We start from the raw sequence: 26,184 nt of genomic DNA, 5'->3' as shown, positions 1-26,184 counted from the left end.
GGCCATGAAGTACGCGCCTGTCGTGTTCGCTCTCGCGTTCCTGCTGTCCGGCTGCTTTCAGCCGCTGTCGGTGGCTTCACTGGCCACCGATCCATCCCGGTTGCACACGCTGCGCGCGCAGTGCCGCGCGGGCGCGCACGAAGGCGCGTTTTGCGCGCAGGTGGCCCAGGCCGACCTGCGGCGCTTTCTCTCCGGCCAGGCCGGGCCGGGCGAGTACCAGACGCTGGCCGACCTGCCGCCGATTCCGCCCAGCTTCGATGAACCCGCCGATGCCAAAGAACCTGGGCAGGAGGACTCGCCATGAATGACGTGACGGTGATTGACCGCTTCCTCGATACCTTCTCGCGCTACATCGACTCGGGCTTCGGGCTGCTGCATGGCGAGGTGGCGTTTCTGACCGCCACGCTGATCATCATCGACATGACGATCGCCGGGCTGTTCTGGGCGATGGGCCATGCGGTCGGCCAGGGCGAAGACGTGTTCGCCAAGCTGATCCGCAAGGTGCTCTATGTCGGTGCCTTCGCCTACATCATCGGCAACTTCAACACGCTGGCCGGCATCCTGTTTCGCTCCTTCGCCGGGCTCGGCCTGACGGCCAGCGGCTCGACCTTGAGCATGGAGAACTTCCTGCACCCTGGGCGGCTGGCCAAGGTCGGCATCGACGCCGGGGCGCCGATCCTTGAGCAGATCGGCAATATGGCGGGCTTCCCCGAGGTGTTCGTGAACATCACGCCGATCGTCGTGATGTTCCTCGCGTGGCTGATCGTCATCCTGTGCTTCTTCGTGCTGGCGATCCAGCTTTTCATCACGCTGATCGAGTTCAAGCTGACCACGCTCGCGGGCTTCGTGCTCGTGCCGTTCGCACTCTGGAACAAGACCGCGTTCCTCGCCGAAAAGGTACTGGGCAACGTGGTGTCGTCCGGCATCAAGGTGTTGGTGCTCGCGGTCATCGTGGGCATCGGCTCGGGGCTGTTCGCCGAGTTTCAGGTACATCCCGCCGAGCCATCCATCGACCACTCCTTGGTCGTGATGCTGGCCTCGCTGACCCTGCTGGCCTTGGGCATCTTCGGGCCAGGCATTGCAACTGGGCTGGTGTCTGGCGGGCCGCAGCTTGGCGCTGGTGCGATGGCCGGTGCTGCGCTGGGCGCTGCGGGCGCTGCCGTTGCCGTCGGCGCCGCAGCCACGGGCGTTGGCGGCGCGGTAGCCGCTGGAGCGCGCATGGCGCCCGCAGCCGCAAGGCTGGCCGGCAGCGGCGCGCGGGCTGCTGCTGGAGCCGCCAGCAGCGCGCGGTCGGCGTTCCAGGCCGGTTCTGCTTCGGCAGGCGGTGGCCTCAAGGGTGCCGCTGCGGGCTTCGGCAATGTCGCCAAGACAGGCGCTCAGGCAGCCGGGCAGAAGGTGGCCGATGGCGCGCGTTCGATGAAGGAACGTACCGCCGCAGCTTTCCGCCAGGAAGGCACGACTTCGGCGGGAGGCGGTACAGCCGCCGCATCGGGCGGCCCAGCGTCTGGTGGTGATACGCCCTCCACCGCGCCGCAAGAGCAACCCGCCTGGGCCAAACGCCTGCATCGCCGCCAGCAACTCACCCATGCCGCAACCACCGCCGCCCACGCGCTGCGCGGGGGCGACGGCGGCAGCTCCAGCCAGGGGCCGAGTCTGCGCGATTCCGATTCCTGATCTTCAAGGAGAACAACCATGCGATTCAAACGACCGCAGGTGCGCTACGCCGATACGCCGCAGCCTGCGACCCCTTACCAGTCCGCCGCGCAGGTGTGGGACGAACGTATCGGTTCGTCCCGCGTGCAGGCCAGGAGCTGGCGCCTGATGGCTTTTGGCTGCCTGACGCTGGCGGTGCTGATGGCCGGCGGCCTCGTGTGGCGTTCCGCGCAGTCCATCGTGACGCCCTACGTGGTGGAGGTGGACAACGCGGGCCAGGTGCGCGCCGTGGGCGAGGCCGCCACGCCGTACAAGCCCAGCGATGCCCAGGTGGCCTACCACCTGGGCCGCTTCATTGGCCTGGTGCGCTCGCTGTCCATCGACCCCATCGTGGTGCGGCAGAACTGGCTGGACGCCTACGACTACACCACCGACAAAGGCGCCGTGGTGCTCAACGAGTACGCCCGCGTGAACGATCCGTTCGCGCGCATCGGCAAGGAGTCGGTGACGGTGCAGATCACCAGCGTGACCCGCGCGAGCGATGCCTCGTTCAACGTGCGCTGGACGGAACAACGCTTCGTCAATGGCGCTCCTGCCGGCACCGAACGCTGGAACGCGGTGATTTCCATCGTGCAGCAGACCCCGCGCACCGAACAGCGCCTGCGCAAGAACCCCCTAGGCATCTACGTCAACGGCCTGTCGTGGAGCCGCGAACTGGATTCTTCCGAAGGAGCAAAACCATGAATGATCTTTTCCGTAAATCAGTTTTGCCGGTGATCCTGCTTGCCCTGGCGGGCTGCGCCACGCAGGGCAAGCCGCCGCCGACCATCTCGCTCGATGAGCCGGTGCAGGCGCAGAAGCTGCCGGAGCCGCCCGCACCTGTGGAGGCGGTCGCCGTGCCCGAGGTGCTGCCAATGCCGGCGCAATTGAAGCCGGCGCCCGAGGGCGAAGAAGCCAAGCCGGTGCCGGAGCCGGCCGACGAGAAGGTGCGCGTCTCACGGGCCAATACCGAGGCGCGAGTCGCGCCCACGCGCGAGGGCTACGTCAATGCGATTCAGGTCTGGCCCTTCACGGATGGCGCGCTGTATCAGGTCTATGCGGCCGTGGGCCGCGTGACCGTGATCGCGCTCCAGCCGGGCGAGGAGCTGGTGACGGTGGCCGCTGGCGACACGGTGCGCTGGATCGTCGGGGACACATCGAGCGGCAGCGGCGAAGCGCTGCGCGTCAACGTGATGGTCAAACCGATCCGCTCGGGCCTCAAGACCAATCTGGTCATCACCACCAGCCGCAGGACGTACCTGATGGAGCTGACTTCGACCGAAAAGACATGGATGGCGTCGGTGTCCTGGGAGTATCCGAAGGACAAGATGCTGGCCTTGCAGCGTCAGGCACAGGCGGCCAGCGCCGTCGCGCCGGTCGATACCGGGCTCTCGCTGGAGAAGATCCGTTTCCGCTACACGGTCAGCGGCAGCAATCCGCCGTGGAAGCCGCTGCGCGCCTTCGACGACGGGGAGAAGGTCTATATCCAGTTCCCGCCCGGCATCGCCCAGGGCGAGTTGCCGCCGCTGTTCGTCATTGGCGCACAGGGCGATGGGCAACTGGTGAACTACCGCTTTCGGCCGCCGTACTACATCGTGGATCGCCTGTTCGGCGCGGCCGAACTGCGCCTGGGAGGCGACAAGGGCGACGTGGTGCGCATCGAACGCACGGACGGCACGCGGAGGAACTGACCATGAGCCAGGACGACACTCCCGACCTCGCCACGCCACAGGCGGGCAAGGTAGCGCCCGAGGCAGTGGCGCTGCGCGCACAGCCGCGCCCGGTCACGCGCCTGAACCGGCGCACGCTGGCCATCCTCGTCGGCGGCCTGTCGGTCGCCGTGCTCGGGGCCACGATCTGGTCATTGCAGCCGCACCGGCGCGACGCGGGCGAACAGACCGAGCTTTACAACGTCGATCGCGTATCGAAGTCCGAGGGGCTGGATGGCCTGCCTTCCGACTACTCGAAGCTGCGGAAGGTGCCCGAGTTGGGGCCGCCGCTGCCGGGCGATCTCGGCCCGGCCATCGTGAACTCGCAGCAGCCGGCCATGGCCGCTTACACGGCCCCCGGCCATGATCCGAATGACGCCTTGCGCAAGGAAGCGGAGGCCGCTGCGGCTTCGTCGGTGTTCTTCCGCTCGGGCGGCCAAGGCCAGGCGGCCGCCACGGTGGCGCAGGCGGCGCCGGGTGCGAGCGGTGCCAGCACACTCGCGGCTTTCGACCCGCTCGCTGCCGGGCCTGCCTCGACGGCGGCCCAGCCTGCCGACCCGACCGCCGTGCAGAACCGGCAAGAGCAGAAAGAGGCGTTCCTGAAAGCCGGTTCTACGGAAACCCGCAATTCCGGCAATTTGGCGCTGCCGGCGTCGCCGTATCAGGTGATGGCCGGTACGGTGATCGCAGGCGCGCTGGTGACGGGCATCAAGTCCGATCTTCCGGGCGATGTGATCGCCACCGTCACGGAGCCGGTCTATGACACGGCCACGGGCAAGTTCCTGCTGATCCCGCAGGGATCGCGCATCCTCGGCAGATACAACAGCCAGGTCAGCTACGGGCAGAGCCGCGTGCAGGTGGTGTGGAACCGCGTCATCCTGCCGGACACGTCCTCGCTGACACTCGACAATCTCGTGGGCACCGACCCGGCCGGCTACGCGGGCCTGGAAGACGACGTGGACTGGCACTGGAAGCGCATCTTTGCCGGTGCGGTGCTGACGACGCTGCTGGGCGTCGGCGCCGAGCTGGCCGCGCCGGAGAACCGGCAGGACGGCAACCGCATCGTGATCGCCGGGCGCGACAGCGCGCAGGACAGCATCAATCAGGTCGGGCAGGAGATCACCCGGCGCAACATGAACATCCAGCCGACGCTGACGGCACGGCCGGGCTTGCCGGTTCGGGTGATCGTGGCGCGCGACCTCGTGTTGCGTCCTTACCAACCCATGTTCTATCAGCTTGAAGGTGCGCGATGAGTACCGCCCGAAAACTCCGCCTCGGCCCGTTGCCGTCCAGCGGTAGCACGAAGCTGACGTTCACCTGCCCGGCCAGCCTGAAAGCCGACCTCGACCGTTACGCCGCGCTGCACGCACAGGCGTATGGCGAGGCGGTCGATGCGGTGACGCTGATCCCGCACATGCTGGAGGCGTTCATGGCGGGGGATCGGGGATTCAGGAAGGGAAGTGGGAACAAGGCCGCACCGCCGAAGCCGGGTTGACGATGCGGGCGCATCCACCATCCGCTCACGATGAAAGCGCAGCCTCGGGCTGCGCTTCCGTTTTTGGGAATGGATTGCGACCAGCCGGGGCATAGATGGCTATGCGATCTTGCCCGCTGCGGCGCCCCTGCGTTTGCCACCGCGAAGCACCCATGTGGCACCTAGCTAGAAATGCAGCAAGAGCGCGCCGCAGCCTGAATCTAGGCTAACCTATTGCCCCATAAGCCCTTTCGCACCGCTGCATGTCTGCAAGAAAGACTTGACAGCGGACATTTTTCATCGCCGGGCCGCCCCAAGATGAAAACGGCCCCCTCGGGGGGCGCCCGGCCAGGGGCAGCGGACCTAGCGCAGCAAAGGGAGCGTGGGGGGCATTTTCAACCCTGTCAAAAAGCTGACCCGGCTGTGAGAGTGACACAATCAATCACCCCAGGGTAAACACCAACTCCAAGATCCCGAGCTTCCATGGAACACAGCGCCCCCATCTGGCTGACCTACGGCTTTCTCTATCTCACCGCCGCCGTGCTGGCCGTGCCCATTGCGCGTGCCCTGGGCCTGGGCGCCATCATTGGCTACCTGGGTGCCGGCATTGCCATGGGCCCCTGGGGAATGTCGCTTGTCAGCAATGTGGATGACATTTTTCATTTCGCCGAGTTCGGCGTGGTGCTGATGCTCTTCGTGATCGGGCTGGAGCTGCAGCCCAGCCGCCTGTGGGAGCTGCGCCGGCCCATCCTGGGATGGGGGCTGGCGCAGATGCTGGCCTGCACGGGCGTGCTGTTCCTGGCGGCCTGGGCCTTCGGCTTTTCCTGGCGGGTGAGCCTGATCGCGGGCATGGGCCTGGCCCTGTCGTCCACGGCCATCTGCCTGCAGGTCATGGCCGAGCGCAACCTCATGCGCACGCCCAGCGGCCAGGCCGGCTTTTCCATCCTGCTGTTCCAGGACGTGGCCGCCATTCCCATCCTGGCGCTGATCCCCATCCTGGGCGCGGTCAAGGCCGCCAATGCCACGCACACAGACAGCCACCTGTGGCTGCAGGTGCTCAAGACCGTGGGCACCATCGCCGCCGTGGTGGTGGGCGGCCGCCTGCTGCTGCGCCCCCTGCTGCGCTGGATCGCCCGCAGCCGCACGCCCGAGATCTTCACGGCCACCTCGCTGCTGCTGGTGGTGGGCATTGCCATGCTGATGGTGCAGGTGGGCCTGTCCATGGCGCTGGGCGCCTTCCTGGCCGGCGTGCTGCTGGCCGACAGCGAGTACCGCAGCGAGCTGGAGACCAACATCGAGCCCTTCAAGGGCCTGCTGCTGGGCCTGTTCTTCATGGCCGTGGGCATGAGCATCGACTTCGGCGTGCTGCTGCGCGCGCCCTGGGCAATGGCCGCCATGGTGCTGGGCTTTCTGGCGCTCAAGGGCGCCGTGCTCTACACCCTGGCCCGCGTGCTGAAGCTGCCCTGGCGCGAGCGCCCGGTGTTCGCCCTGCTGCTGGCCCAGGGCGGGGAGTTCGCCTTCGTGGTGTTCCAGACGGCGGCGCAGTACAAGGTGTTCCACCACAGCATCTCGTCCATGCTGGTGGCCGCCGTGGCCCTGTCCATGCTGATCGGCCCGCTGGTGCTGGTGCTGATGGACAAGCTGCTGCTCAAGCGCTTTGCCGACATGAAGGATTGCCAGGTCGACGGCGCGGGCCAGTCTGCCAGGCCCCATGAAATATCGGAGCCGCAGGACGCGCAAATCATCATTGCGGGCTTTGGCCGCTACGGCCAGATCGTGGCACGCGTGCTGCTGACCCAGGGCGTGCCGGCCACCATCCTCGACCACAGCGTGGAGATGCTGGAAGTGGCCCACACCTTCGGATACCGCGTGTTCTTCGGCGATGCCACGCGCATGGACCTGCTGCGCATTGCCGGCGCGGACAAGGCGCGGGTGCTGGTCATCGCGGTGGACTCTTCCGAGCAATCGCTGAAGATCGCCGCCCGCGTGCGCAAGCGCTTTCCGCACCTGGAGATCGTGGCCCGCGCGCGCGACATGGCCCACTGGTACCAGTTGCGCGACCTGGGCGTGCACCATGTCGAGCGCGAAGTCTTCGAGTCCAGCCTGGTCTCGGCGCGCACCGTGCTGGAACTCGCCGGCCACAGCCCTGCCGAGGCCAAGCGCACCACCACGCGCTTTCGGGAGCACAACCTGGAGCTGATCGAGCGCATGTACCCCCACCACAAGGACCAGGCCCAGCTCATTGCCGTGGCCAAGCAGGGCCGCCAGCAGCTGGTCGAGCAGATGGCCAAGGAGCGGCAGGAGGCCCAGGCGCAGCAGGAGAAGGACCAGGCGCCGCAGGAAGCCCCGCCGCCGCCCGGCCCCTGAAAACCGGGCCTCAGGCCGCGCCCAGCGCCCGCACCATGTGGTCCACGAACTGCGCCAGCTTGGGCAGCTGGCGGCGGTCCGGCAGATAGACCAGGTGCACCGGGCGCGGCAGTGGCACGCAGTCCTGCAGCACGGGCACCAGCCGGCCCGCGGCCATGTCGGCGGCCAGCAGCACCTCGGGCTGCAGGATCAGGCCCAGGCCGCGCAGCGCCGCATGGCGCAATCCATCGCCGCTGTTGCAGCGCAGGCGGGCGTCTTCGGGCCACTGCACCGAACCCGAGCCGTCGCCGCGCAGAATCCATTCCGAGCGGCGCTGCCAGACCGCGTAGCTCAGGCAGTCATGGCGCGCCAGATCGTCCACGCCACGCGGATGCCCGCGCCGCCGCAGGTACGAGGGCGCCGCCGCAATCACCATGCGATAGGGCTGCAGCGGCCGCGCCACCAGGCCTTCGCCGCCCACGGGGCCGATGCGCACGGCCACGTCGATGTTCTCGCCCACCAGGTCGGCCATGCTGTCGCTCAGTTGCAGGTCCACGCGCACCAGCGGATTGGCCAGCTGGTAGTCGGCCACCAGCGGCGCGATCACATGGTTGCCCAGCGTGGTCGGCGCGCTGATGCGCAGCAGGCCCTGGGGTGCGCTGCGGCTGCGCTCCACGGCAGACTCGGCCCAGCGCAACTGCTCGAAGACCTGGCGGCTGTCCTCGTAGAAGCTGCGACCCACCTCGGTCAGGCTGTGGCGCCGCGTGGTGCGCTGCAGCAGGCGCGCGCCCAGGTGGGCTTCCAGTTGCTGCACATGCTTGCCCACCATCACGGCCGAGATATCCAGGCGCCGCGCGGCCTGGGCAAAGCTGCCGTCCTCGACCACGGCCATGAAGACCTCCATATTGCGCAGCTTGTCCATGGATTGCTAACCAATGCTTAGTAGTACAAAAAGATTTCGCTACTTTATGGCATGAGCGATTTGCAAAACACTGGAGGCCTGTTCACTCCTTCCGAAAGAAAACCGCATGAAGATCCTGCTCATCGGTGCCACCGGCACCATTGGCCGCGCTGTCCACGCCCTGCTGGCCCCGCGCCATGAGATCGTCACCGTGGGCCGCAACAGCGGCGACCTGCGCGCCGACTTCACGCAGCCCGAGACGCTGCAGAAAATGTTCGAAGCCGCCGGCGAGGTGGACGCCATCGTCAGCACGGCCGGCAAGCTACATTTCGGCCCGCTGTCCGAGATGACGGCCGAGCAGTTCAACTCCGGTCTGCAGGACAAGCTGCTGGGCCAGGTGCGGCTAGCCCTGCTGGGCCAGCGCTGGCTGCGCGACGGCGGCTCCATCACGCTGACCAGCGGCGTCGCCGCCACCGAGCCCATCCGCCACGGCGCCAATGCATCGACGGTGAATGCCGCCCTCCACGGCTTCGTCACCGGCGCTGCGGTCGAACTGCAGCGCGGCCTGCGCATCAATGCCGTGAGCCCCACCCTGCTGACCGAATCGGCCCAGGCCTATGGCTCGGTCTTCCCCGGTTTCGAGACCGTGCCCGCCGCGCGCGTGGCCCTGGCCTACCAGCGCAGCGTGGAAGGAGCCCAGACCGGCAGGGTCTTCGAAGTGCTCTGATCCCTGTCTTGCGGCGGGCCCTCGGCAAAGTCCTTGCGTTCCCGCCCAAAAGGGCTGCGTGCTACGCTGCACGCCACCATGTTCAACCCCACCCAAGCCGATGTGCGGCGCTTTTTCTGCGGCGTGCGCACCAAGATGCTGAACGGCGCGCCGATGGAGGCCATAGAGACGCTGGCCAGCCTCTGGATTGCCGAGCATCCCGAGTATTTCGATGACCTCGCCGACGTGGACGCCGCCCTGCTGCGCGACTACGACGCCACGCCCGGCGTGACCAATCCGTTTTTGCACCTGTCCATGCACCTGTCCATCAGCGAGCAGTGCAGCATCGACCAGCCGCGCGGCATACGCCAGGCCGTGGAGCTGCTCAGCCGCCGCCTGGACTCGCTGCACGACGCCCACCACGCCACCATGGAATGCCTGGGGCAGATGCTCTGGGAAAGCCAGCGCTCGGGCCGCCCACCGGATGGCGAGGCCTACATTGCCGCCGTGCAGCGCCGCGCCACCAGCGACGGCGCCAAGGCCACGGGCGGCGCATAGTTCCGGCCCTTCATTGCCCTCAAGCAAAAGCCCGCAATTGCGGGCTTTTGCTTTGGAGGAAAGGCGCGACCTACTGCGATTTCTGGCCGAGGCGGAAATGGGGCTGGGGCAGGGTCTGCAGCTCGCCATCGAGGCTGCCGATGTAGTTGGCCAGCGCCTTGAGTTCGCTGTTGGTGAACTGCTTGGCAATGCCGGCCATCACGCCGTTGCTGCGGCCGATATGGGGGTTGCCTTCGGTCTTGTAGGACTTGAGGGCAGAGTACAGATAGTCCGCATACTGGCCCGCCACCTTCGGGTAGCTGGGGTCGATGGGTTTGGAAAAACCCTGGCCGTGGCAGGAGACACAGGCCCCTTTTTGCAGCAGCGCGGCAACCTGGGTGCTGGGCTCGCGGACCTTGGCGTCGGCGGCCTTGGCCACGCCATGCTCGGCGTAGTAGGCGGCCACGTCGGCCATGTCCTGCTCGGTCAGCGGATCGGCGATGCCGCGCATGGTGGGGTGCTTGCGTTCGCCCTTCTGGTAGGCCTGCAGCGCGGCCACGATGTAGGGTGCGCCCTGTCCTGAAATCTTGGGGACCTTGTACACCTCGGGGAAGCTGGCCTGGTAGCCCTGGATGCCATGGCAGCCAATGCACATGGCGATCTTCCCCTCCCCTGCCTTTGCGTCACCTTTGCTTTGCTGGGCCTGTGCCACAGGGGTCACAGATGCGACAGTCAGCGCCAATACCGTGGTCAAAGTTTTTATCATTTTGCGCGCACAATCCTTCAAGAGTTCTGACGGATGCCTACTGCTGAGCGGGTAGCGCGACCGATTATGGCAGTCACCGTCAAGCGTCCCCATCAATACTTACGCTGATACCGCCCATGAAATTTCAAGGTTCCGAGAACTACGTCGCCACCCAGGATTTGATGCTCGCGGTGAATGCCGCAGCCACCTTGCAGCGCCCGCTGCTGGTCAAGGGAGAGCCCGGCACGGGCAAGACCATGCTGGCCGAGGAAGTGGCCGCCGCGCTGGACATGCCGCTGCTGCAGTGGCACATCAAGTCCACCACCAAGGCCCAGCAGGGCCTGTATGAATACGACGCCGTCAGCCGCCTGCGCGACTCGCAACTGTCCGACATCGACGGCGGCGAGCGCGTCAAGGACATCCACAACTACATCGTCAAGGGCGTGCTGTGGCAGGCCTTCACGGCAGACCGGCCCGTGGCCCTGCTGATCGACGAGATCGACAAGGCCGACATCGAATTCCCGAACGACCTGCTGCGCGAGATCGACCGCATGGAGTTCTACTGCTACGAGACGCGCGAGATGATCCGCGCCAAGCACCGGCCGCTGGTGTTCATCACCTCCAACAACGAAAAGGAGCTGCCCGACGCCTTCCTGCGCCGCTGCTTCTTCCACTACATCAAGTTCCCCGACGCCGACACCATGCGCCAGATCGTGGCCGTGCACTTCCCCAAGCTGCAGGGCGAGCTGCTGGCCGCCGCGATGAAGGTGTTCTACGACGTGCGCAACCTGCCCGGCCTCAAGAAGAAGCCCTCCACCAGCGAGCTGATCGACTGGCTCAAGCTGCTGGTGGCCGAGGACATTCCCGTGGAATCGCTGCAGACCGCCGAGGGCAAGGTCTCCGTGCCGCCGCTGGTGGGCGCCCTGCTCAAGAACGAGCAGGACGTGAGCCTGTTCGAGAAGCTGGTCTTCATGAACCAGCGCAACCGCTGAGGCCAGCCATGCCGGATTCCAAGCCCGACACCGAAGGCCCCGACCACGCCGGCGCAGAATCGCGCGTGCCGGCCATCACCGGCCAGGTCACCACCATCCCCGTGGCTGGCGCCGTGGCGCACCAGGGCTTCGTGCAGCCCGTGGTCATGCGCTTCAACGGCGTGCGGCTCGAGCCCCTGGCGCTCAGCCATGAAGCGGGCCTGCGCGAGGCCGTGCAGGACGGCCAGCTGTGGCGCATCCGCGTGACCTCCGCGCCCGAGCCCGACGACGTGCGCACCTATATCGAGGCCGCGCTGGAGCAGCGCAGCCAGGGCAAGCGCTTCGCGTTTGCCGTGCTCGACGACGACAGCGGCCGCGTGCTGGGCACCAGCAGCTACCACGACATCCTGCCCGAGGTGCGCCGCGTGGAGATCGGCTACACCTGGTACGCGCGCAGCGTGCAGCGCACCCATGTCAACACCTCGGCCAAGCTCATGCTCATGGGCCATGCCTTCGACACGCTGGCCTGCCATGTGGTGGGCTGGCGCACGGACTGCTTCAACTTCGCCAGCCAGCGCGCCATCGAGCGCCTGGGTGCCAGGAAGGACGGCGTGATCCGCGGCCACGCGCTGCGCCGTGACGGCACCATCCGCGACACCGTGATGTACAGCCTGCGCAGCGGCGAATGGCCCGAGTCGCGCGCCCAGTTGCTGGACCAGTTGCAGCGCCATTCGGACGGCAGCACCGCCGTGGCGCGCACATGAGGGCGCGTACGCCGGGCCCTCGGGAGATGCCATGCTGATCGACTTCTTCTACACCATGCGCGCGGCCAAGCTGCCCGTGTCGGTCAAGGAGTTCCTGACCCTGCTGGAGGCGCTGCAGGCCGGCGTGGTCGGCCCCAGGAGCGAGGACGCCTGGAGCCTGGACGACTTCTACCACCTGGGCCGCACCGTGCTGGTCAAGGACGAGAAGCACTACGACAAGTACGACCGCGCCTTCGCTGCCTACTTCAAGGGCGTGGAGATGGTGGCCGACCTCACGCGCGAGATTCCCCAGGACTGGCTGAAGAAGCTGCTGGAGCGCGAACTCTCGCCCGAGCAGAAGGCCGCCATCGAAGCCATGGGCTGGGACGAGCTGATGGACACGCTCAAAAAGCGCCTGGAGGAGCAAAAGGAGCGCCACGAAGGCGGCAACAAGTGGATAGGCACGGGCGGCACCAGCCCCTTCGGCCACGGCGGCTACAACCCGGCCGGCGTGCGCATCGGCGGGCCGGGCCGCAACAAGAGCGCCGTCAAGGTCTGGGAGCAGCGTGCCTACCGCGACTACGACGACACGCAGGAGCTGGGCACGCGCAACATCAAGGTGGCGCTGCGCCGGCTGCGCAAGTTCGCACGCGAAGGCAGCGACCTGGAGCTGGACCTGCCCGACACCATCCGCAGCACGGCCGCCAACGCGGGCTACCTGGACATCAAGATGATCCCGGAGCGCCACAACAACGTGAAGGTGCTGCTGCTCATGGACGTGGGCGGCACCATGGACGAGCACGTGCAGCGCGTGGAGGAGCTGTTCTCCGCCGTCAAGAGCGAGTTCAAGCACCTGGAGTTCTACTACTTCCACAACTGCGTCTACGACTTCATGTGGAAGAACAACCGCCGCCGCTTCGCCGAGAAGTTTCCGACCTGGGACATCATCCGCAAGTACAACAAGGACTACAAGCTGATCTTCGTGGGCGACGCCACCATGAGCCCCTACGAGATCCTGCAGCCCGGCGGCAGCGTGGAGTACATGAACGAGGAGCCCGGCGCCGAATGGCTGCAGCGCCTGACGCATGCCTTCCCGCGCTTTGCCTGGATCAACCCCGAGCCGCCCGGCGTCTGGCAGTACCGCCAGAGCATCAGCATCATCCAGCAGCTCACGGGCAACCGCATGTACCCTTTGACACTCAAAGGTCTGGAAGACGCCATGCGCCTGCTGTCAAAATAGGCCGATGCCCAAGCTCCCCCCCGCGACAGCGCCGGCCCGAGGGCCGGCGTTTTTGTTTCTGTTGAGTGCAGCCCTGATGCTCGGCGGCTGCAGCCTCCTGCCGTCCAAGAATGATGACAAAGACACGGACCCATCGCTGATTGCAGCGACCGGCGACCCGGCCTTCTCCCTTGTCGTCGATGCGCCCAAGGAAGTGCGCGAGCTGCTGGAAAAGCACCTCGAACTGCGCCGCTACCGCTACCAGAGCGACCTGCAGCGGCGCGAGCTGACGCGGCTGCTGGGCGCCACCGACGCCAACGTGCGCGACCTGATCGGCACGCTGGGCTACTTCAGCCCCACGGTCACGGTGGAGATCAAGGAAACGCCCGAATCCGACGAGGCCCCGCTGGAGGTCACCGTCAAGGTGGACCCTGGCGAGCCCGCCACCATTGCGCGCAGCCAGGTGCGTTTTGCAGGCGTCAACGCCGACGATCCCGAAGGCGCCTCGCAGCGCGCCACCATCGAAAGCCAATGGCCGCTGCAGCCCGGCCAGCGCTTCAGCCAGGCCAGCTGGAGCCAGGCCAAGAGCCAGGGCCTGCGCACGCTGCAGTCGCGCCGCTACCCGCTGGCGCGCATCGACTCCAGCCTGGCCGACGTCGACGCCGACACGCACGAGGCCGACGTCAGCGTGGCCTATGCGCCCGGCCCGGCCTACACCTTCGGCCCGCTGCGCATCGAAGGCGCCCAGCGCTACGACCCCGTGGGCACGGCCCGCATCGCACGCCTGCCCGAGGGCGAGGAATACGACCAGACCGCCCTGGTCGATGCCCAGTTGCGCCTGGCCAGCAGCGGCTACTACGACTCCGTCTTCCTCACGCTGGCCAACGTGCCCCAGCAGGGAGACAGCGCCGCCGAGGACGAGGAAGCCATCAAGCGCAAGGGCGCCCAGGTCACCACGCCCGTCATCGCCCAGGTGCGCGAGGCCCAGATGCAGAAATGGGTCTTCGGCGTGGGCATGAGCACCGACACCGGCCCGCGCCTGAGCGTGGACCACATCCACAACCGCCTGCCCTGGCTGGGCTGGCGTGCCGTCACGCGCATGCGCTTCGACCGCAAGAACCCGCTGATCTCCACGCAGTGGACCGCCCTGCCCGATGAAACCCTGTGGCGCTGGTTCACCACGGCCAAGGCCGAGCGCGCGCCCTCGGGCGACTTCGATGTCAACAGCCTGCAGCTGCGCGCCGGCCGCACCAAGTCCGAAGACCACATCGACCGCAACTACTACCTGCAGTACGACTACGCCAAGACCCAGGGCGAGGGCGCGCCCCCGTCCAGCTCGTCGGTCACCGCCAACTACGGCTGGACGGGCCGCTACTTCGACAGCACGCTGGCGCCCTCCTCGGGCTTCGGCTTTGCCTGGGAAGTCGGCGCAGGCACCACGCTCACGCCCCAGCGCACACCGTTCGGCCGCGTCTCGGGCCGCTGGCTCAGCCTGATTCCCATCGGCGAGGTCGATCCCGAGACCAAGCGCCGCAGCCGCCTGGCGCTGCGCGCCTCCGGCGGCGCCCTGCTGGCCCGCAAGGATGCCGACCTGCCCGTCACCCAGCTGTTCATCACCGGCGGCGACAACACCGTGCGCGGCTACGGGTACCAGAGCATCGGTGCGCGCACCGACAGCGGCAAGGTCATCGGCGGGCGCTACATGGCCGTGGGCAGCATCGAGTGGCAGCGGCCCATCGTCATCAAGGGCAACACACAGGACTGGGAGCACGCCGTCTTCCTGGACGCCGGCACCGTGGGCGATGCGCCCGACTCCATGTACATGCGCGTGGGCGTGGGCACCGGCCTGCGCTGGCGCAGCCCCGTGGGCCCCGTGCAGGCCGACATCGCCTGGGGCGCCCAGGAAAAGCAGCTGCGCCTGCACCTACGCCTGGGCTTCAACTTCTGACCATGGTGGATTCCCGCTTGAATACCCCTGCCTCCTCCGCCGCGCCAGACCAAAACCCCCAGGCGTCCCCTCCGTCGCCTGCGCCCCGCCGCCGCTGGCTGCGCTACCTGCTCTGGTTCTTCCTGGTCCTGGTCCTGCTGCTGGCCGCCCTGCTGGGTTCCGCCTGGTGGTGGAGCGGCCGTGCCGATTCGCTGGCCTACACCCTGCAGCGCGTGGCCGGCTGGCTGCCCGCAGGCCAGAGCCTGCAGGCCAAGGAAGTCACCGGCACCGTGCGCCAGGGCGGGCGCATCGGCTGGCTGCAATGGCAAAGCCCCACCATGAAGGTGGAGCTGCGCGACGCCACCATCGGCTGGCAATTGCGTCCCCTGCTGTCGCGCACCGTGCGCCTGGGCGATGTGCGCATCGCCGAGCTGAACATTGCCAGCACGCCCGACCCCGAGGACAAGAAACCCGTCGAGCCGCTGCAGCAGCTCGTGCTGCCCGTGAAGATCGACGTGCCCTTCCATGTGGAGCGCATCGTCTGGCAAGGCCCGCCCCAGGCCGAGGTACTGGGCCTGCAAGGCCACTACGCCTACGACGGCAGCGAGCACCAGCTGGACGTGCGCGACCTGCAATGGGCCGATGGCAGCTACCAGGCCAGGCTGCGCCTGCAGGCCCGCGCGCCCATGGCCATCCAGGCCGAGCTGCAGGGCGACCTGCAGGCGCCTGCCCTGGCTTCGGACGACGAGGCCTCCACGGCCAAGGCCCCCAAACCTGCACCGCTGGCCGTGCAGGCAAAGGCCCGGATCGACGGCACCCTGGCCACCGCCGCTGCGCAACTGGGCATCAAGCTCCAGGTTGATGCCAAGCCCGGGACGGTGCCCGAGGAAACGCCTGCCCCTTCCGCCGTACAGAAATCCGCCAGGGCCGATGGCAAGAACGGCAAGGCCAGGGAGCGCAAGGAAGCCGCCCCCGTGTCCGAACCCATGCACGCGGACATCGAGGCCAGCATCCGGCCCTGGCAGCCCCAGCCGCTGCAGACCGCGCGCGCCCAGCTCAGCCAGATCGACATCGCCGCCTTCTGGCCCCAGGGACCGCGCACCCGCATCAGCGGCGAATTGCAGGCCGGGCCGGATGGCAAGGCAGCTGATACAGCCCAGGCACCCGCCACGGAACAGCCATCGGACCAGGCACCAGGCTCGGCCATCGCCACCACCGCCTGGCAGCTGACGACACGCCTGAACAACGCCATGCCCGGCCCCTGGGACCGCCAGCGCCTGCCGCTGGACCAGATCGAGGCCGCAGTGCGCTATGACGGCCAGCAGTGGCTGCTGGAGCAGGCGCAGATCGCCATAGGCTCGGGCAGCATCGACGCCCAGGGCCGCTTCGAGCCCGGCACCAAGGTCTTCGAAGGCCAGGCCAAGGTCCAGCGCCTGGACCCCGCCGCGCTCTACAGCCTCCTGGAAGCAGCGCCGCTGCAGGGCGAGCTGCGCGCCAGCACCACGGCCGAGCAGCAGGTGGACTTCAGCGTGGACATCCAGGCCGCAGCAGCGCCCGCAAGCGCCAAGCGCCAGCCCCTGCGCATAGAAAAACTCGCCACCAAAGGCCGCTGGGCCCAGCCCGTGCTGTCGCTGGAGAACCTGCAGCTTGATGCGCTGCAGGCCTCGGTGCGCAGCCGCAGCCTGCAGTTCGACACCGAACAGCAAAAACTGCAGACCGTGCTGAAGGCCCAGCTGCCCGGCGCCGAACTCTCGCTGGACGGCCACATCAGCCCTGCCGCAGGCCAGGGCAGCAGCCAGCTCAAGCTGTCGTCACTCACCTCCCTCACACAGTGGCTGCGCAAGCTGCCCGGCATGAAGGACCCGCTGGCCGGCGCCCTGATCGAAGGCCAGGCCCAGCTGGACGCCAGCTGGCGCGGCGGATGGGGCGCACTGCAAAAGCGCATGAAGGCCGCCGTGGGCGACCCCCTGCCCGCCAGCGGCCTGCAGCTGCAGGCCGACCTGCAGGCCGCCAAGCTGCGCTACCTGCCCGCCAACACGCCGCCCGAGCAGGCGCTGGAGCTGCCCGAGCTGCGCCTGGCCCTCAAGGGCTCGCCCGAGCAGGCCAGCCTCACCCTGGCCGGCCAGGCGAAGCGCGGCACGCAGACCGCGCAGATCGACACGGCCCTGCAGGCAGGCCTTGCCACGGCGCGCGGTGCCGCGCCCCTGGACTGGCAGGCCAGCATCGACAAGCTGCAGGCCCGGCTGAGTCCGGGCCAGGACCTGCCCGGCCCATGGCAGCTGCAACTGGCAGGCAACCAGCCCGTACGGATCGCCCAGCGCACCACGGGCCGCACCGTGCTGTCCACCGCCTTCACGGCATCGGCCGGCAGCCTGCAGGTCACGCCGCCCACCCTGCCCCAGCGCCGCACCAATGCCCAAGCGCCCCAGCCCGTGCTGCTGGCCTGGGATGACACCCGCGCCACCCAGGGCAGCGACGGCCGCTGGGCCCTGCGCAGCACCGGCCGCGCCCAGGCATTGCCGCTGGCCTGGGTCGATGCCCTGTCCATGGCCGAGGAGCCCCCGCTGGCCGCCATGGGCCTGAGCGGCGACCTGAGCTTCAACGCCCGCTGGGACATCGACACGACGGGCCCCGCGCTCAAGGCCGAACTGCTGGTCGAGCGTGCAGCCGGCGACCTGCGCCTGGCCGTGGAAGACGGCTCGGGCACCACCGTCATCCACACCACGGGGCCGCGCTCCAGCAAGCCCGGCGAAGTGCGCACCCGTACCGTGCGCGGCGCCGGCATGCGCGCCCACATCAAGCAGGCCCGCCTGAGCGTGCGCGCCCAGGGCGACGACGTGCAGGCCAAGCTCGACTGGGACAGCGAACGCGCCGGCACCCTGACCGCGCAGCTGGGCACGCGCCTGGCCCAGCAGGACGGCACCTGGACCTGGCCCGAGAAGGCCCCTCTGTCCGGCCAGATAGACGCCCGCATGCCCGACATCGGCATCTGGGCGCTGTTCGCCCCGCCCGGCTGGCGCGTCACCGGCTCGCTGCAGGCCAAGGCCGAGATCAGCGGCGACCGCCAGAACCCGCAGTGGCAGGGCAATCTCTCGGCCGACGGCCTGAGCATCCTGTCCGCGCTGGACGGCATCGACCTGCAAAACGGCGTGCTGCGTGCGCGCCTGCAAGGCAACCGCCTGGACCTGACCGAGCTGCGCATGCAGGGCGGGCGCGGCAGCAATGCGCGCATCCTGGGCTACAGCGGCAACCTCACCACGGCACCGCGCGAAGGCGGCGAACTCACGGGCTCGGGCTTCGTGCGCTGGGACCCGCCCAACGCCGATGGCAGCAACTCCGGCCTGAGCATGGACCTGCGCGCCCAGGCCACCAGGCTGCAGGTGCTGGTGCGCGCGGACCGCCAGGTCAGCGTCTCGGGCGGCCTGCAGGCCAAGCTGGAGCAAGGGCAGTTCACGCTGCGCGGCGACCTCACCACCGACCGCGCCACCATCATCCTGCCCGAGGAATCCGCGCCCTCGCTGGACTCCGACGTGGTCGTGCACTCGGCCGCCTCGCGCAAGGCCGAGCAGGAAGCGGCGCGCAAGCAGCAGCAGGCCGACCGCAAGGCCCAGGCCCGCGCGGAAACCATCAAGCTGCCCGACATCCTCGTCAAGCTCGACCTGGGCCGCGACTTCGCGCTGCAGGGCTACGGCATCACCACCCGCCTGGAAGGCGCGCTGGAAGTGCAAGGCCCCACCGTGGCGGGCGGCCCGCCGCGCATTACCGGCGAGATCCGCACCGTGCAGGGCCGCTACCGCGCCTGGGGCCAGTCGCTGGACGTGGAGACCGGCCTCATCCGCTTCAACGGCCCCTACGCCAACCCCTCGCTGGACATCCTGGCGCTGCGCCCGAACATCGCCGTGCGCGCAGGCGTGCAGGTGCAGGGCACGGCCAACGCCCCGCGCGTGCGCCTGTACTCCGACCCCGAAATGCCCGATGCCGAAAAGCTCTCCTGGGTGGTCATGGGCCGCGACCCCGCCACGGGCGGCGCCGAAAGCGCCCTGCTCCAGCAGGCCGCGCTGTCCCTGCTCAGCGGCGGGCGCAACAACAGCGGCAAGATCGCCAGCAACCTGGGCCTGGACGAGATCGGCTTCAAGGGCCCGGGCGGCGAGGGCTCCACCGGCGCGGCCCTCACCCTGGGCAAGCGCCTGTCCAGCGACCTCTATGTCACCTACGAGCAAAGCCTCTCGGGCGCCATGGGCACGCTGTACATCTTCTACGACCTCTCGCGCCGCCTCACCCTGCGCGGCCAGACCGGGGAAACCAGCGCGCTGGACCTGATCTACACCGTGCGCAAGGACTGACGCCCCACCCCTGCGCAGCCGCCCTGCCGGCGCTGCGCGGGGCGGACCCGCCATGGGTTTACAATCGCCGTTTGCTCCTCTCCGTAGTTCAATGGATAGAACGGGCGCCTCCTAAGCGCCAGATACAGGTTCGATTCCTGTCGGAGGGACCATCAGATGGTTTTTGCATTAATCATTTGCGCGCACTGTAAATGGTCTGGTGACATACCGGGGACATGAATAGTGCAGAAACGACAAGAGCCCCTCGACACCGGATAGGGTGTTGAGGGGCTTTTTTGCATCGCACACCGTCATAGATCGCGATTCGCCCCGCTCCCGTTCGGGGCGATCGTCCAGAGCCAGTCCTGGTACGGAACTGATAGCACAGGCTGACGAGCTGCTGCAGCCTCGGCGCACCCATCAAGCACGCGGACTGAGTCGCTTGCGGTTTGGCATGAATTGGATGGAGCCTTTGCCCGACTGCCGCAGCATGGAGACTCAATGGCCGCAGGACCCTGCACCTGCAGCAAAAACACAACAACTGGGGGGGACTCTCTCCTACCCCAGCACCCCCTGATGACGCGCCTGGCAACGCGATCTGCTCAGACTTGCTCAGATTCAGAGTGTTTCTTTTTGTTCTAATTTGTAGCAAAAGTCTCACTATGAGACCAAGGCCCAAACCTCCGGTCTAAGCAGGTCTTCTTTCCAGCCTCCCCAATCCTCAAGGCGTGCATTGCAAGCTTTCAGGGGTTTTTCTCAAAGGTGTCCACACATGATTCAGCGCCGTTCTTTGCAGCACGTCCTCGCCGCCGCTTCGCTCTCACTCATTGCCTGTGCCGTAAGCGCCGCCGATTACGCCTATATTCCCAATTCAAACAGCAGAACAATTTCGGTCATCAATACCGCGACTGGAGAACTCGCCACCACATTAAGTCCAGCAAGCATGGACGCAACGTTAAATGCTAACATCTACACTCTTGCATTGCGACCAGGCGCCAACAATGAGTCATGGTTCGGGCAATACGGATCCAGCAACAAACTGGGAGTTATTGACACAACAAACAACTCCCTAAAAGCAGTTATCGCTAACACTGGGCGCTCTGTCTCCATCACCTTTTCTGCAAATGGCACCATCGCCTACGTCAGTGATTACGACAACCAAAAGCTGCATGTCATTGACGCCACCTCCAAACAGATAACGAACACCCTAAGTACCGGATGCTTGACAATCGCCTCTGCACTAAGCGCTGATGGCGCATCGCTTTATGTGCTGTGTGCAAACGCTGGTGAGATCAAAAAACTGGATACTGCCACCAACACGTTATCCACACTGGGAAACGTCTCAAATTCGGGATTTGGCTTGGCTTATGACCCGACAGGAGCCGGAAAACTATACACATCGAACAATAATGGCACCACGGTTGGCCTCCTCAATTTGGCAGATAACACGGTTACTCAGATCACAATAAGCGGCATTAATGGCACCGCCAGGGCAGTAGCAGTTCGAAAGAATGGCAGCAAACTATATGTTGGCGGAAACAACAATGTATTGCACGTCGTTGACACTGCCAACACTTCAACACAGAAAACGCTCACACTGAGCGGTGCGGTCTCAAGTATCACGGGCCTTGGTATCTCGGCAAACGATGCGGCGCTGTATGCTGTAACAGCGAATGGCACAGTCCATGTCATTGATGTCGCCACCGACACGGAAACCAAGACGATATCTGCCGCTGCCGGCGCCTCTTCTTCCTGGATCTGGGGTGACTTCCTTGGCAACGTCGCCGCCAGTGCCACGCCGGGCGGGCCCTCGGTGGCATCGATTGCCCCTCAGGGCACACCATCAGCCAGCGCCACAAGCATCAATTTCGCAGTGACCTTCAGCGAAGCGGTCAACGGAGTTGACGCCACAGATTTCGCGCTGACCACTACAGGCACCGCCACCGGCACGATGGGCACGCCATCCAGTGCCGACAACGGCATCACATGGACTGTACCCGTCACTGCCATCAGCGGCACGGGCAGCCTGCGCCTGGACCTCAACAGCAGCGGCACCGGCATCGAGAGCACCGCAGCAGCCAAGCCCATTGCAGGGGGCTTCGCGACAGGAACCGTGCACAACGTTGATGTACAGGTGCCAGTCGCTGGCGCTTGTGGCACGGCGGCGGGCCAAGCCACGGCACTGGCCCCTGCAGCGGGCCTGTGCAGCGCGGGCACGGCTACGGCGATCTCCAGCGCCAGTGGCAAATACACCTGGCAGTGCCAGGGCTTGAACGGTGGCAGCGCCAACAGCTGCGAAGCCCCCTGGTCCACCGCTGGAGGCAGCAAGGCAATGGTCGCACTGCAGACAGCCAACGGTTGGCAGGTGAGCAACGCCAGCTTCAGCACCACGCCACCCGCGACCGCTCCGCAAGGCGTGACTTTCCCCTCTGGACTGCTCTCGCTGAATCTCAGCAGCGGCAACCTGGGCAGCGATGCAACCGTCACCCTGAACTTCAGCACACCGGTGCCTGCAGGCGCGGTATACATGAAGTACGGCCCCAGCCCTGATGGTTTCAACTGCCAAGGCGCAGCATGTGCTCAACCACACTGGTACCAACTGCCTGCCAACCGTGCTGTGCTGGCATCGGACCGGCTGAGCGCCACGTTGACGCTGACCGACGGCGGGCTCGGCGACAACGACGGCATAGCCAACCAATCCATCCAGGATCCGGGAGGCTTTGCACTGCTGGCAGCACCCGCCAGCACTGCGGCGATTCCCACCCTGTCTGAATGGGGCATCATCGCGCTGTCGTCCCTTCTGGCCATGTTCGGCATCGCAAGAATGCGCCGCCGCCAGGGCTGAAAACAAAAGCCACCTTCGGGTGGCTTTTTTCATTTCACCGGCCGCGAAACGAGCAACCGGGCTTACCGCTCTCTGCCGTCCCTCAATGCATTTCCTTGATAGCTCCATGGCAAGAACCCAGAACCCGGCTCCAACACAAAAAATCGTCACCGTCAGCTGACTCAATGCTTACCATGGGTCAATACTGGAAATCATCAATTCAATCCCATTGAGATGAACGCAATGTGAATGCGATCTCAATATCAATTGAAATGCCCTACCCGACACAATAAAACAAAACAATTCCTTGCAAAATAAAATCCGCCTTCATACACTCCAGTCTCCAACTTTCATGGAGGAGATCGCAATGACTGGAATTCGTCGTGATGTCAATCAAGGTGGAACTGTCTGGAATGAAACGCTGATCTGGTATTCCAAGGCCGTGGGGCACCTTTACTCTCTTCCCATTACGGACAGGACCAGCTGGAGATATCTTGCCGCCATTCATGGCATCAACAAGAGCGGCTGGATCAGTGCCGGCGTGCTTTCGGCCAAGGACCCTTTGCCACCCACATCCGAAACCGAGGAGATGTGGGACCAATGCCAGCATGGCACCTGGTACTTTCTTCCCTGGCATCGCGGCTATCTCGCCGCATTCGAAGCGATTGTGGCGAAGACCGTCAAGGAGCTTGGCGGCCCTGCGGACTGGGCGCTTCCCTATTGGAACTACCTGAATTCCAGCAATCAGGCCGCACGCAACATACCCCAGGCTTTCCTGGAAGAGAAATTGCCGGATGGTTCTCCCAATTTCCTGGCCAAGGCCAGGCGCAATGGGTCAAAGCGCCTGGGACCAACGCCTGACATTCCCCGTGATATCACGCTGGGTTGCCAGGACTACCACCGCTTCACCAGCGCTCCCGGCACCTTGGAATACGGCGGTGGCATCACCGCCTTTTCCCATGACGGCAGCGACACTGGCGCCATTGAATCCAATCCGCACAATCTGGTTCACATCATGGTCGGCGGACTGCAGGAGCCCTATGGATTCATGTCAGACCCGGACTATGCCGCCCTGGACCCGATTTTCTGGGTGCACCATTGCAATGTGGACCGGCTTTGGGCAGCCTGGCTGACCCAGCCCGGCAACATCCAGGACAACAGCGCCGCCTGGAGCAACGGCCCTGCCGGCCGCGGCTTCGTCATGCCGGACACCGAAGGAATGCTGGCCTCCTATGATCCGGGTGAAACCCTGCCGGGCGGTGCGCTGGCCCCTGACTATGACAATCTGACCAGCGGCACGGGCGCCACCACGCTCACGGCCAGCACGGCAGGCCTCACACCGCAGGAGATCGACATGCCCGCAGAATTCTCGACGGTCCCGCCGCCCGCGCCGCGTGTACTGGGCTCCAATGCGGAGCGGGTCATCGTGGGCCGCACGCCGCGGCTGACCACCGTATCGATCGCGGACCCCGGTGCCGCAAAGGTCGAGTTGCTGCAGGCAGGCGCCGCGCTGCCGCGGCCACAGCGCTACTTTCTTCACCTGGAAGGCATTCGCGGCAATGCGCCCAGCGGCGTGCTGACGGTCTCCATCGGCTCGCCCGGGGCGGCAGCGCGGCATGCCGACACCGTCGCCCTGTTCGGATTGGCCAAGGCCTCGGCCAGCGACGGACCGCATGGAGGCAACGGACTGGGCGCCACCATCGACATCACCGATGCCACGCAGGCCATCCTGGACGCAGGCGGCAGTCTGGACCAGTTGAACGTGGCCATCGAACAGCCCGAAGCCGACCCCGGGCGCGAAATCACCGTGGACCGCGTGAGCGTGGTCGCACAGGACGCCACCCGCTAAGGCCCGCGTATGGACGCGCTGCTGAGAGACCTGCGGACCGCTCCCGCGCCAGCACTGATGGCCGTGTCGGGGGCAGGCTTCATCAGCCTGGCCATCAGCCCGCCTGCCGCGCCCGGCCTGTCGCTGTGCGGCTCGCTGTCCTCGATCACGCTGGCCGACCTGTCGCCGCTGGTGCTGGACGGGCACACGCTCGGCATCCTCGGTGTGGCATGGCTGGCCATGGTTCTGGCCATGATGCCGCTGCTGGCACTGCGGCAGGTGCGCCACGCCATGCGATCGAGCGTGGCCCGCCGGCGCCTGCTGGCGGCGGGCCTGCTGCTTGCGGGCTATGCGCTGGTGTGGATGGCAGCCGGCCTGGTTATGGTGCCGCTTGCCGCCCTCTTGCACGCAGCCGCGCATCCCGCGCTCATTCTTGCCTGCATTGCCGTGGCGGTCCTGTGGAGTTCATCGCCCGCAGGAACGCGCGCCCACAATGCCTGCCACAGGCTGTACCCCGTGGCCGCCAGCGGCCCCACGGCCAACCGGGACAGCCTGCAGCACGGACTGCGAACCGGCGTGGCATGCGCCACGGCATGCTGGCCGTGGATGCTGGCGCCCTTTGCCTTTCCCGCGGCCTGGCACCTGCCGGCCATGGCTGTTGCTGCCGTTTTGCTTTTTGTCGAGCGCACAGGCCCATCGCTGCGGCCCGCCTGGCGCCTGCCCTATGTCCTGCGGCGCCTTCTGCACGGCAAGCCGCGCACGTCGCTGGGCCGGGCGACAAGACACTGAACCCTGTGGAGGGTGAGCCTCACCCCCGCCCGGCCAGCTCCGCCACCCCTCGCACCAGCGCGCGCCCAGCGTCCGTCGCCTTGCCGTAATGCGCCAGCAGTGCCTGTACATCGGCGTCGGGCGCATGGGAGCGCAGGGACAGCAGCACGTAGCCGATATCGACGCCGGCAAGGTGCAATTGCTGCAGCGCCGTGGCGTCGGGGACGAGGGCGCCGGACTCGAATTGCTGCAGGACCTGTTTGGCTTGGCCGGCCTTGCGGGCGAGTTCGGCTTCGCTGAGGTTCAGGCGCCGGCGCTCCTGCTGCAGGCGGGCCGCGAGGGTGGGTTCGGGGCGCTCGTGCTGGATGGCGTTCGGGTCAAACAAACGTTGACCTGTCAGCAGGTAGGCGACGTCCACTCCCTGCTCGGCGACAGCCATGAGGTAACCCGCATCAGGCTTTCTGACGCCCTTCTCATAGTTGAGTTGGGACATCTTTGACACTCCCGCGATAGCGCCAAACGCCTCTTGGCTCAGGCCCAGCCTATTTCTTTCCTCCGTCAGGCGCGCAGAGAAGTCAAACATTTTTTATATAAACTATTGACGATCAAATTTTCGTTTGATAGCCTATGGAGCGTTGTCACTACAAGCGCCAAATACTACCTGACCCCTCAGGCGGCTCCTTTGCTGCGCCTGTACGTTGCTCGAAGGAGGTCCATGAAGCATGTCGCCGCAAAACCATCGCGCAAGAAACTCGCCAAGGCGGACCGCGCGCTGTTCCTGCAGGCCGCTGAAGCACTCACGCAGGCCGCGATGACCGACGAGAAGCACCGGCACAGCGGGGAGTCCGACCGCCTGCTGCGCATCGCCAGCGATGTGGCACGCCACGCGGCGCAGCCCGGCTCGACGTGCGATCTGCAGAACACGGCGTTTGACGTGGCCGCCTGCATCAATTCGGCGCGGCTGGTGCCCGGCGATGCGGAGTCAGGCCCACGCACCCGCCTGCTGGCAGTAGCGGCCCAGGCGCTGGCTCAGATATCAGAGACGCCGGTGGACGGGATCGTGTTTCCGCGCACCACGCTGTACGAATTGCAAGCGAGGCTGGACACCGGTGCAACGCCATCGCAGTGGCGCGAACTGGCCCGCGAGGCCAACTACGAGGTCCAGCAGTTGGCGCAGGTGCTGATGCAAATGGGCGACTACCAGAACACGGAGAGCCATATCGTGGCGCACGGCATGGCGGCACGCATCTCGCAGTTGTCGGAGATCGTTTACGTGGCGGCCGCCCTGCATGGCGAGCACCGTGATGAATGGGGTTCACAGACCTTTCGTGACGTGCGCGATGTCTTTGAAGGCGGCATGGGCCGCCCGGGGTGAACCGGGTGCGGATCAGCCCTGAACGACCACGTTCTCCAGCCGCAGCACGGCCTCGCGCACTTCGCCCAGCCGCGTGTCCTGCGCCTGCGAGGCCTGC

Annotated in this window: 21 protein-coding genes and 1 tRNA gene; 19 read left to right on the top strand and 3 right to left on the bottom strand. The window is 66.3% G+C overall.

Annotated features, from left to right (window positions below):
* Positions 1-4: 4 nt before the first annotated feature.
* The 7 genes from PO605_RS05965 to kefC all read left to right on the top strand — a co-directional run bounded on the left by PO605_RS05965 (position 5) and on the right by kefC (position 7,242).
* Complete coding sequence (locus PO605_RS05965) at positions 5-304, top strand: hypothetical protein (protein ID WP_009517042.1); 300 nt, start codon at positions 5-7, stop codon at positions 302-304.
* Positions 301-1,674, top strand: a complete 1,374-nt coding sequence (trbL, locus tag PO605_RS05960) for a P-type conjugative transfer protein TrbL (protein ID WP_009517043.1) — start codon at positions 301-303, stop codon at positions 1,672-1,674. The genes PO605_RS05965 and trbL overlap by 4 nt, the downstream gene beginning before the upstream one ends.
* 18 nt (positions 1,675-1,692) lie before the next feature.
* Positions 1,693-2,397 carry a conjugal transfer protein TrbF gene (gene trbF / locus PO605_RS05955; RefSeq protein WP_009517044.1) on the top strand — a complete coding sequence of 235 codons (705 nt, stop codon included), beginning with the start codon at positions 1,693-1,695 and terminating at the stop codon, positions 2,395-2,397.
* A complete protein-coding gene (gene trbG / locus PO605_RS05950) occupies positions 2,394-3,383 on the top strand; it encodes a P-type conjugative transfer protein TrbG (RefSeq protein WP_009517045.1) in 990 nt (329 codons plus the stop codon). The genes trbF and trbG overlap by 4 nt, the downstream gene beginning before the upstream one ends.
* A gap of 2 nt (positions 3,384-3,385) precedes the next feature.
* Positions 3,386-4,654, top strand: a complete 1,269-nt coding sequence (locus PO605_RS05945; protein WP_009517046.1) for a TrbI/VirB10 family protein — start codon at positions 3,386-3,388, stop codon at positions 4,652-4,654.
* Positions 4,651-4,896, top strand: a complete 246-nt coding sequence (locus tag PO605_RS05940; RefSeq protein ID WP_009517047.1) for a DUF2274 domain-containing protein — start codon at positions 4,651-4,653, stop codon at positions 4,894-4,896. The genes PO605_RS05945 and PO605_RS05940 overlap by 4 nt, the downstream gene beginning before the upstream one ends.
* A gap of 462 nt (positions 4,897-5,358) precedes the next feature.
* A complete protein-coding gene (gene kefC, locus PO605_RS05935; protein WP_047474125.1) occupies positions 5,359-7,242 on the top strand; it encodes a glutathione-regulated potassium-efflux system protein KefC in 1,884 nt (627 codons plus the stop codon).
* A 10-nt stretch (positions 7,243-7,252) separates the two neighbouring features.
* Here kefC and PO605_RS05930 read toward each other — a convergent pair whose 3' ends face one another.
* Positions 7,253-8,143 carry a LysR family transcriptional regulator gene (locus tag PO605_RS05930; protein WP_012203593.1) on the bottom strand — a complete coding sequence of 297 codons (891 nt, stop codon included), beginning with the start codon at positions 8,141-8,143 and terminating at the stop codon, positions 7,253-7,255.
* A gap of 106 nt (positions 8,144-8,249) precedes the next feature.
* Here PO605_RS05930 and PO605_RS05925 point away from each other — a divergent pair, with 106 nt between their 5' ends.
* Positions 8,250-8,849, top strand: a complete 600-nt coding sequence (locus PO605_RS05925) for a short chain dehydrogenase (protein WP_047474127.1) — start codon at positions 8,250-8,252, stop codon at positions 8,847-8,849.
* A gap of 78 nt (positions 8,850-8,927) precedes the next feature.
* A complete protein-coding gene (locus PO605_RS05920) occupies positions 8,928-9,386 on the top strand; it encodes a DUF1841 family protein (RefSeq protein WP_012203591.1) in 459 nt (152 codons plus the stop codon).
* Between the two features lie 70 nt (positions 9,387-9,456).
* Here PO605_RS05920 and PO605_RS05915 read toward each other — a convergent pair whose 3' ends face one another.
* Entirely contained in the window at positions 9,457-10,131 is a 675-nt protein-coding gene (locus PO605_RS05915) for a c-type cytochrome (RefSeq protein ID WP_012203590.1), read from the bottom strand.
* 116 nt (positions 10,132-10,247) lie between these two features.
* Between PO605_RS05915 and PO605_RS05910 the strand changes: the two genes are divergently transcribed.
* From PO605_RS05910 to PO605_RS05870, 9 genes are all read left to right on the top strand, one after another.
* A complete protein-coding gene (locus PO605_RS05910; RefSeq protein ID WP_016450128.1) occupies positions 10,248-11,102 on the top strand; it encodes an AAA family ATPase in 855 nt (284 codons plus the stop codon).
* 8 nt (positions 11,103-11,110) lie between these two features.
* On the top strand, positions 11,111-11,845 hold the full coding sequence (locus PO605_RS05905; RefSeq protein ID WP_047474128.1) for a GNAT family N-acetyltransferase: 735 nt from the start codon (positions 11,111-11,113) through the stop codon (positions 11,843-11,845).
* A gap of 31 nt (positions 11,846-11,876) precedes the next feature.
* Positions 11,877-13,064 carry a vWA domain-containing protein gene (locus PO605_RS05900; protein ID WP_016453729.1) on the top strand — a complete coding sequence of 396 codons (1,188 nt, stop codon included), beginning with the start codon at positions 11,877-11,879 and terminating at the stop codon, positions 13,062-13,064.
* A gap of 4 nt (positions 13,065-13,068) precedes the next feature.
* Positions 13,069-14,991 (top strand): autotransporter assembly complex protein TamA, encoded by a 1,923-nt coding sequence (locus tag PO605_RS05895; protein WP_374725853.1) that lies wholly within the window; start codon positions 13,069-13,071, stop codon positions 14,989-14,991.
* A gap of 2 nt (positions 14,992-14,993) precedes the next feature.
* Positions 14,994-19,313 carry a translocation/assembly module TamB domain-containing protein gene (locus PO605_RS05890; RefSeq protein ID WP_272206187.1) on the top strand — a complete coding sequence of 1,440 codons (4,320 nt, stop codon included), beginning with the start codon at positions 14,994-14,996 and terminating at the stop codon, positions 19,311-19,313.
* Positions 19,314-19,390: 77 nt separating this feature from the next.
* Positions 19,391-19,465: transfer RNA gene (locus PO605_RS05885), tRNA-Arg, on the top strand.
* 599 nt (positions 19,466-20,064) lie between these two features.
* Positions 20,065-22,137 carry an IPTL-CTERM sorting domain-containing protein gene (locus PO605_RS05880; RefSeq protein WP_231574462.1) on the top strand — a complete coding sequence of 691 codons (2,073 nt, stop codon included), beginning with the start codon at positions 20,065-20,067 and terminating at the stop codon, positions 22,135-22,137.
* Positions 22,138-22,468: 331 nt separating this feature from the next.
* A complete protein-coding gene (locus tag PO605_RS05875; protein ID WP_272206186.1) occupies positions 22,469-23,965 on the top strand; it encodes a tyrosinase family protein in 1,497 nt (498 codons plus the stop codon).
* Between the two features lie 9 nt (positions 23,966-23,974).
* Positions 23,975-24,733: a copper chaperone gene (locus PO605_RS05870; protein ID WP_047472867.1), complete on the top strand. Its 759-nt coding sequence runs from the start codon at positions 23,975-23,977 to the stop codon at positions 24,731-24,733.
* A gap of 19 nt (positions 24,734-24,752) precedes the next feature.
* On the opposite strand, the gene PO605_RS05865 is transcribed toward PO605_RS05870, so the two are convergent.
* The gene (locus PO605_RS05865) at positions 24,753-25,205 is read right to left on the bottom strand and encodes a helix-turn-helix domain-containing protein (RefSeq protein ID WP_231574464.1); all 453 of its coding nucleotides are present in this window, start codon (positions 25,203-25,205) and stop codon (positions 24,753-24,755) included.
* A gap of 222 nt (positions 25,206-25,427) precedes the next feature.
* On the opposite strand from PO605_RS05865, the gene PO605_RS05860 reads away from it, so the two are divergent.
* Positions 25,428-26,087 carry a hypothetical protein gene (locus PO605_RS05860; protein ID WP_047472869.1) on the top strand — a complete coding sequence of 220 codons (660 nt, stop codon included), beginning with the start codon at positions 25,428-25,430 and terminating at the stop codon, positions 26,085-26,087.
* Positions 26,088-26,184: the final 97 nt, after the last annotated feature.

Origin of the sequence: Delftia sp. DT-2, assembly GCF_028401915.1 — a bacterium.
Taxonomy (GTDB): Bacteria; Pseudomonadota; Gammaproteobacteria; order Burkholderiales; family Burkholderiaceae_C; genus Comamonas; species Comamonas tsuruhatensis.
This window is presented reverse-complemented; position numbering and strand designations above follow the sequence as displayed.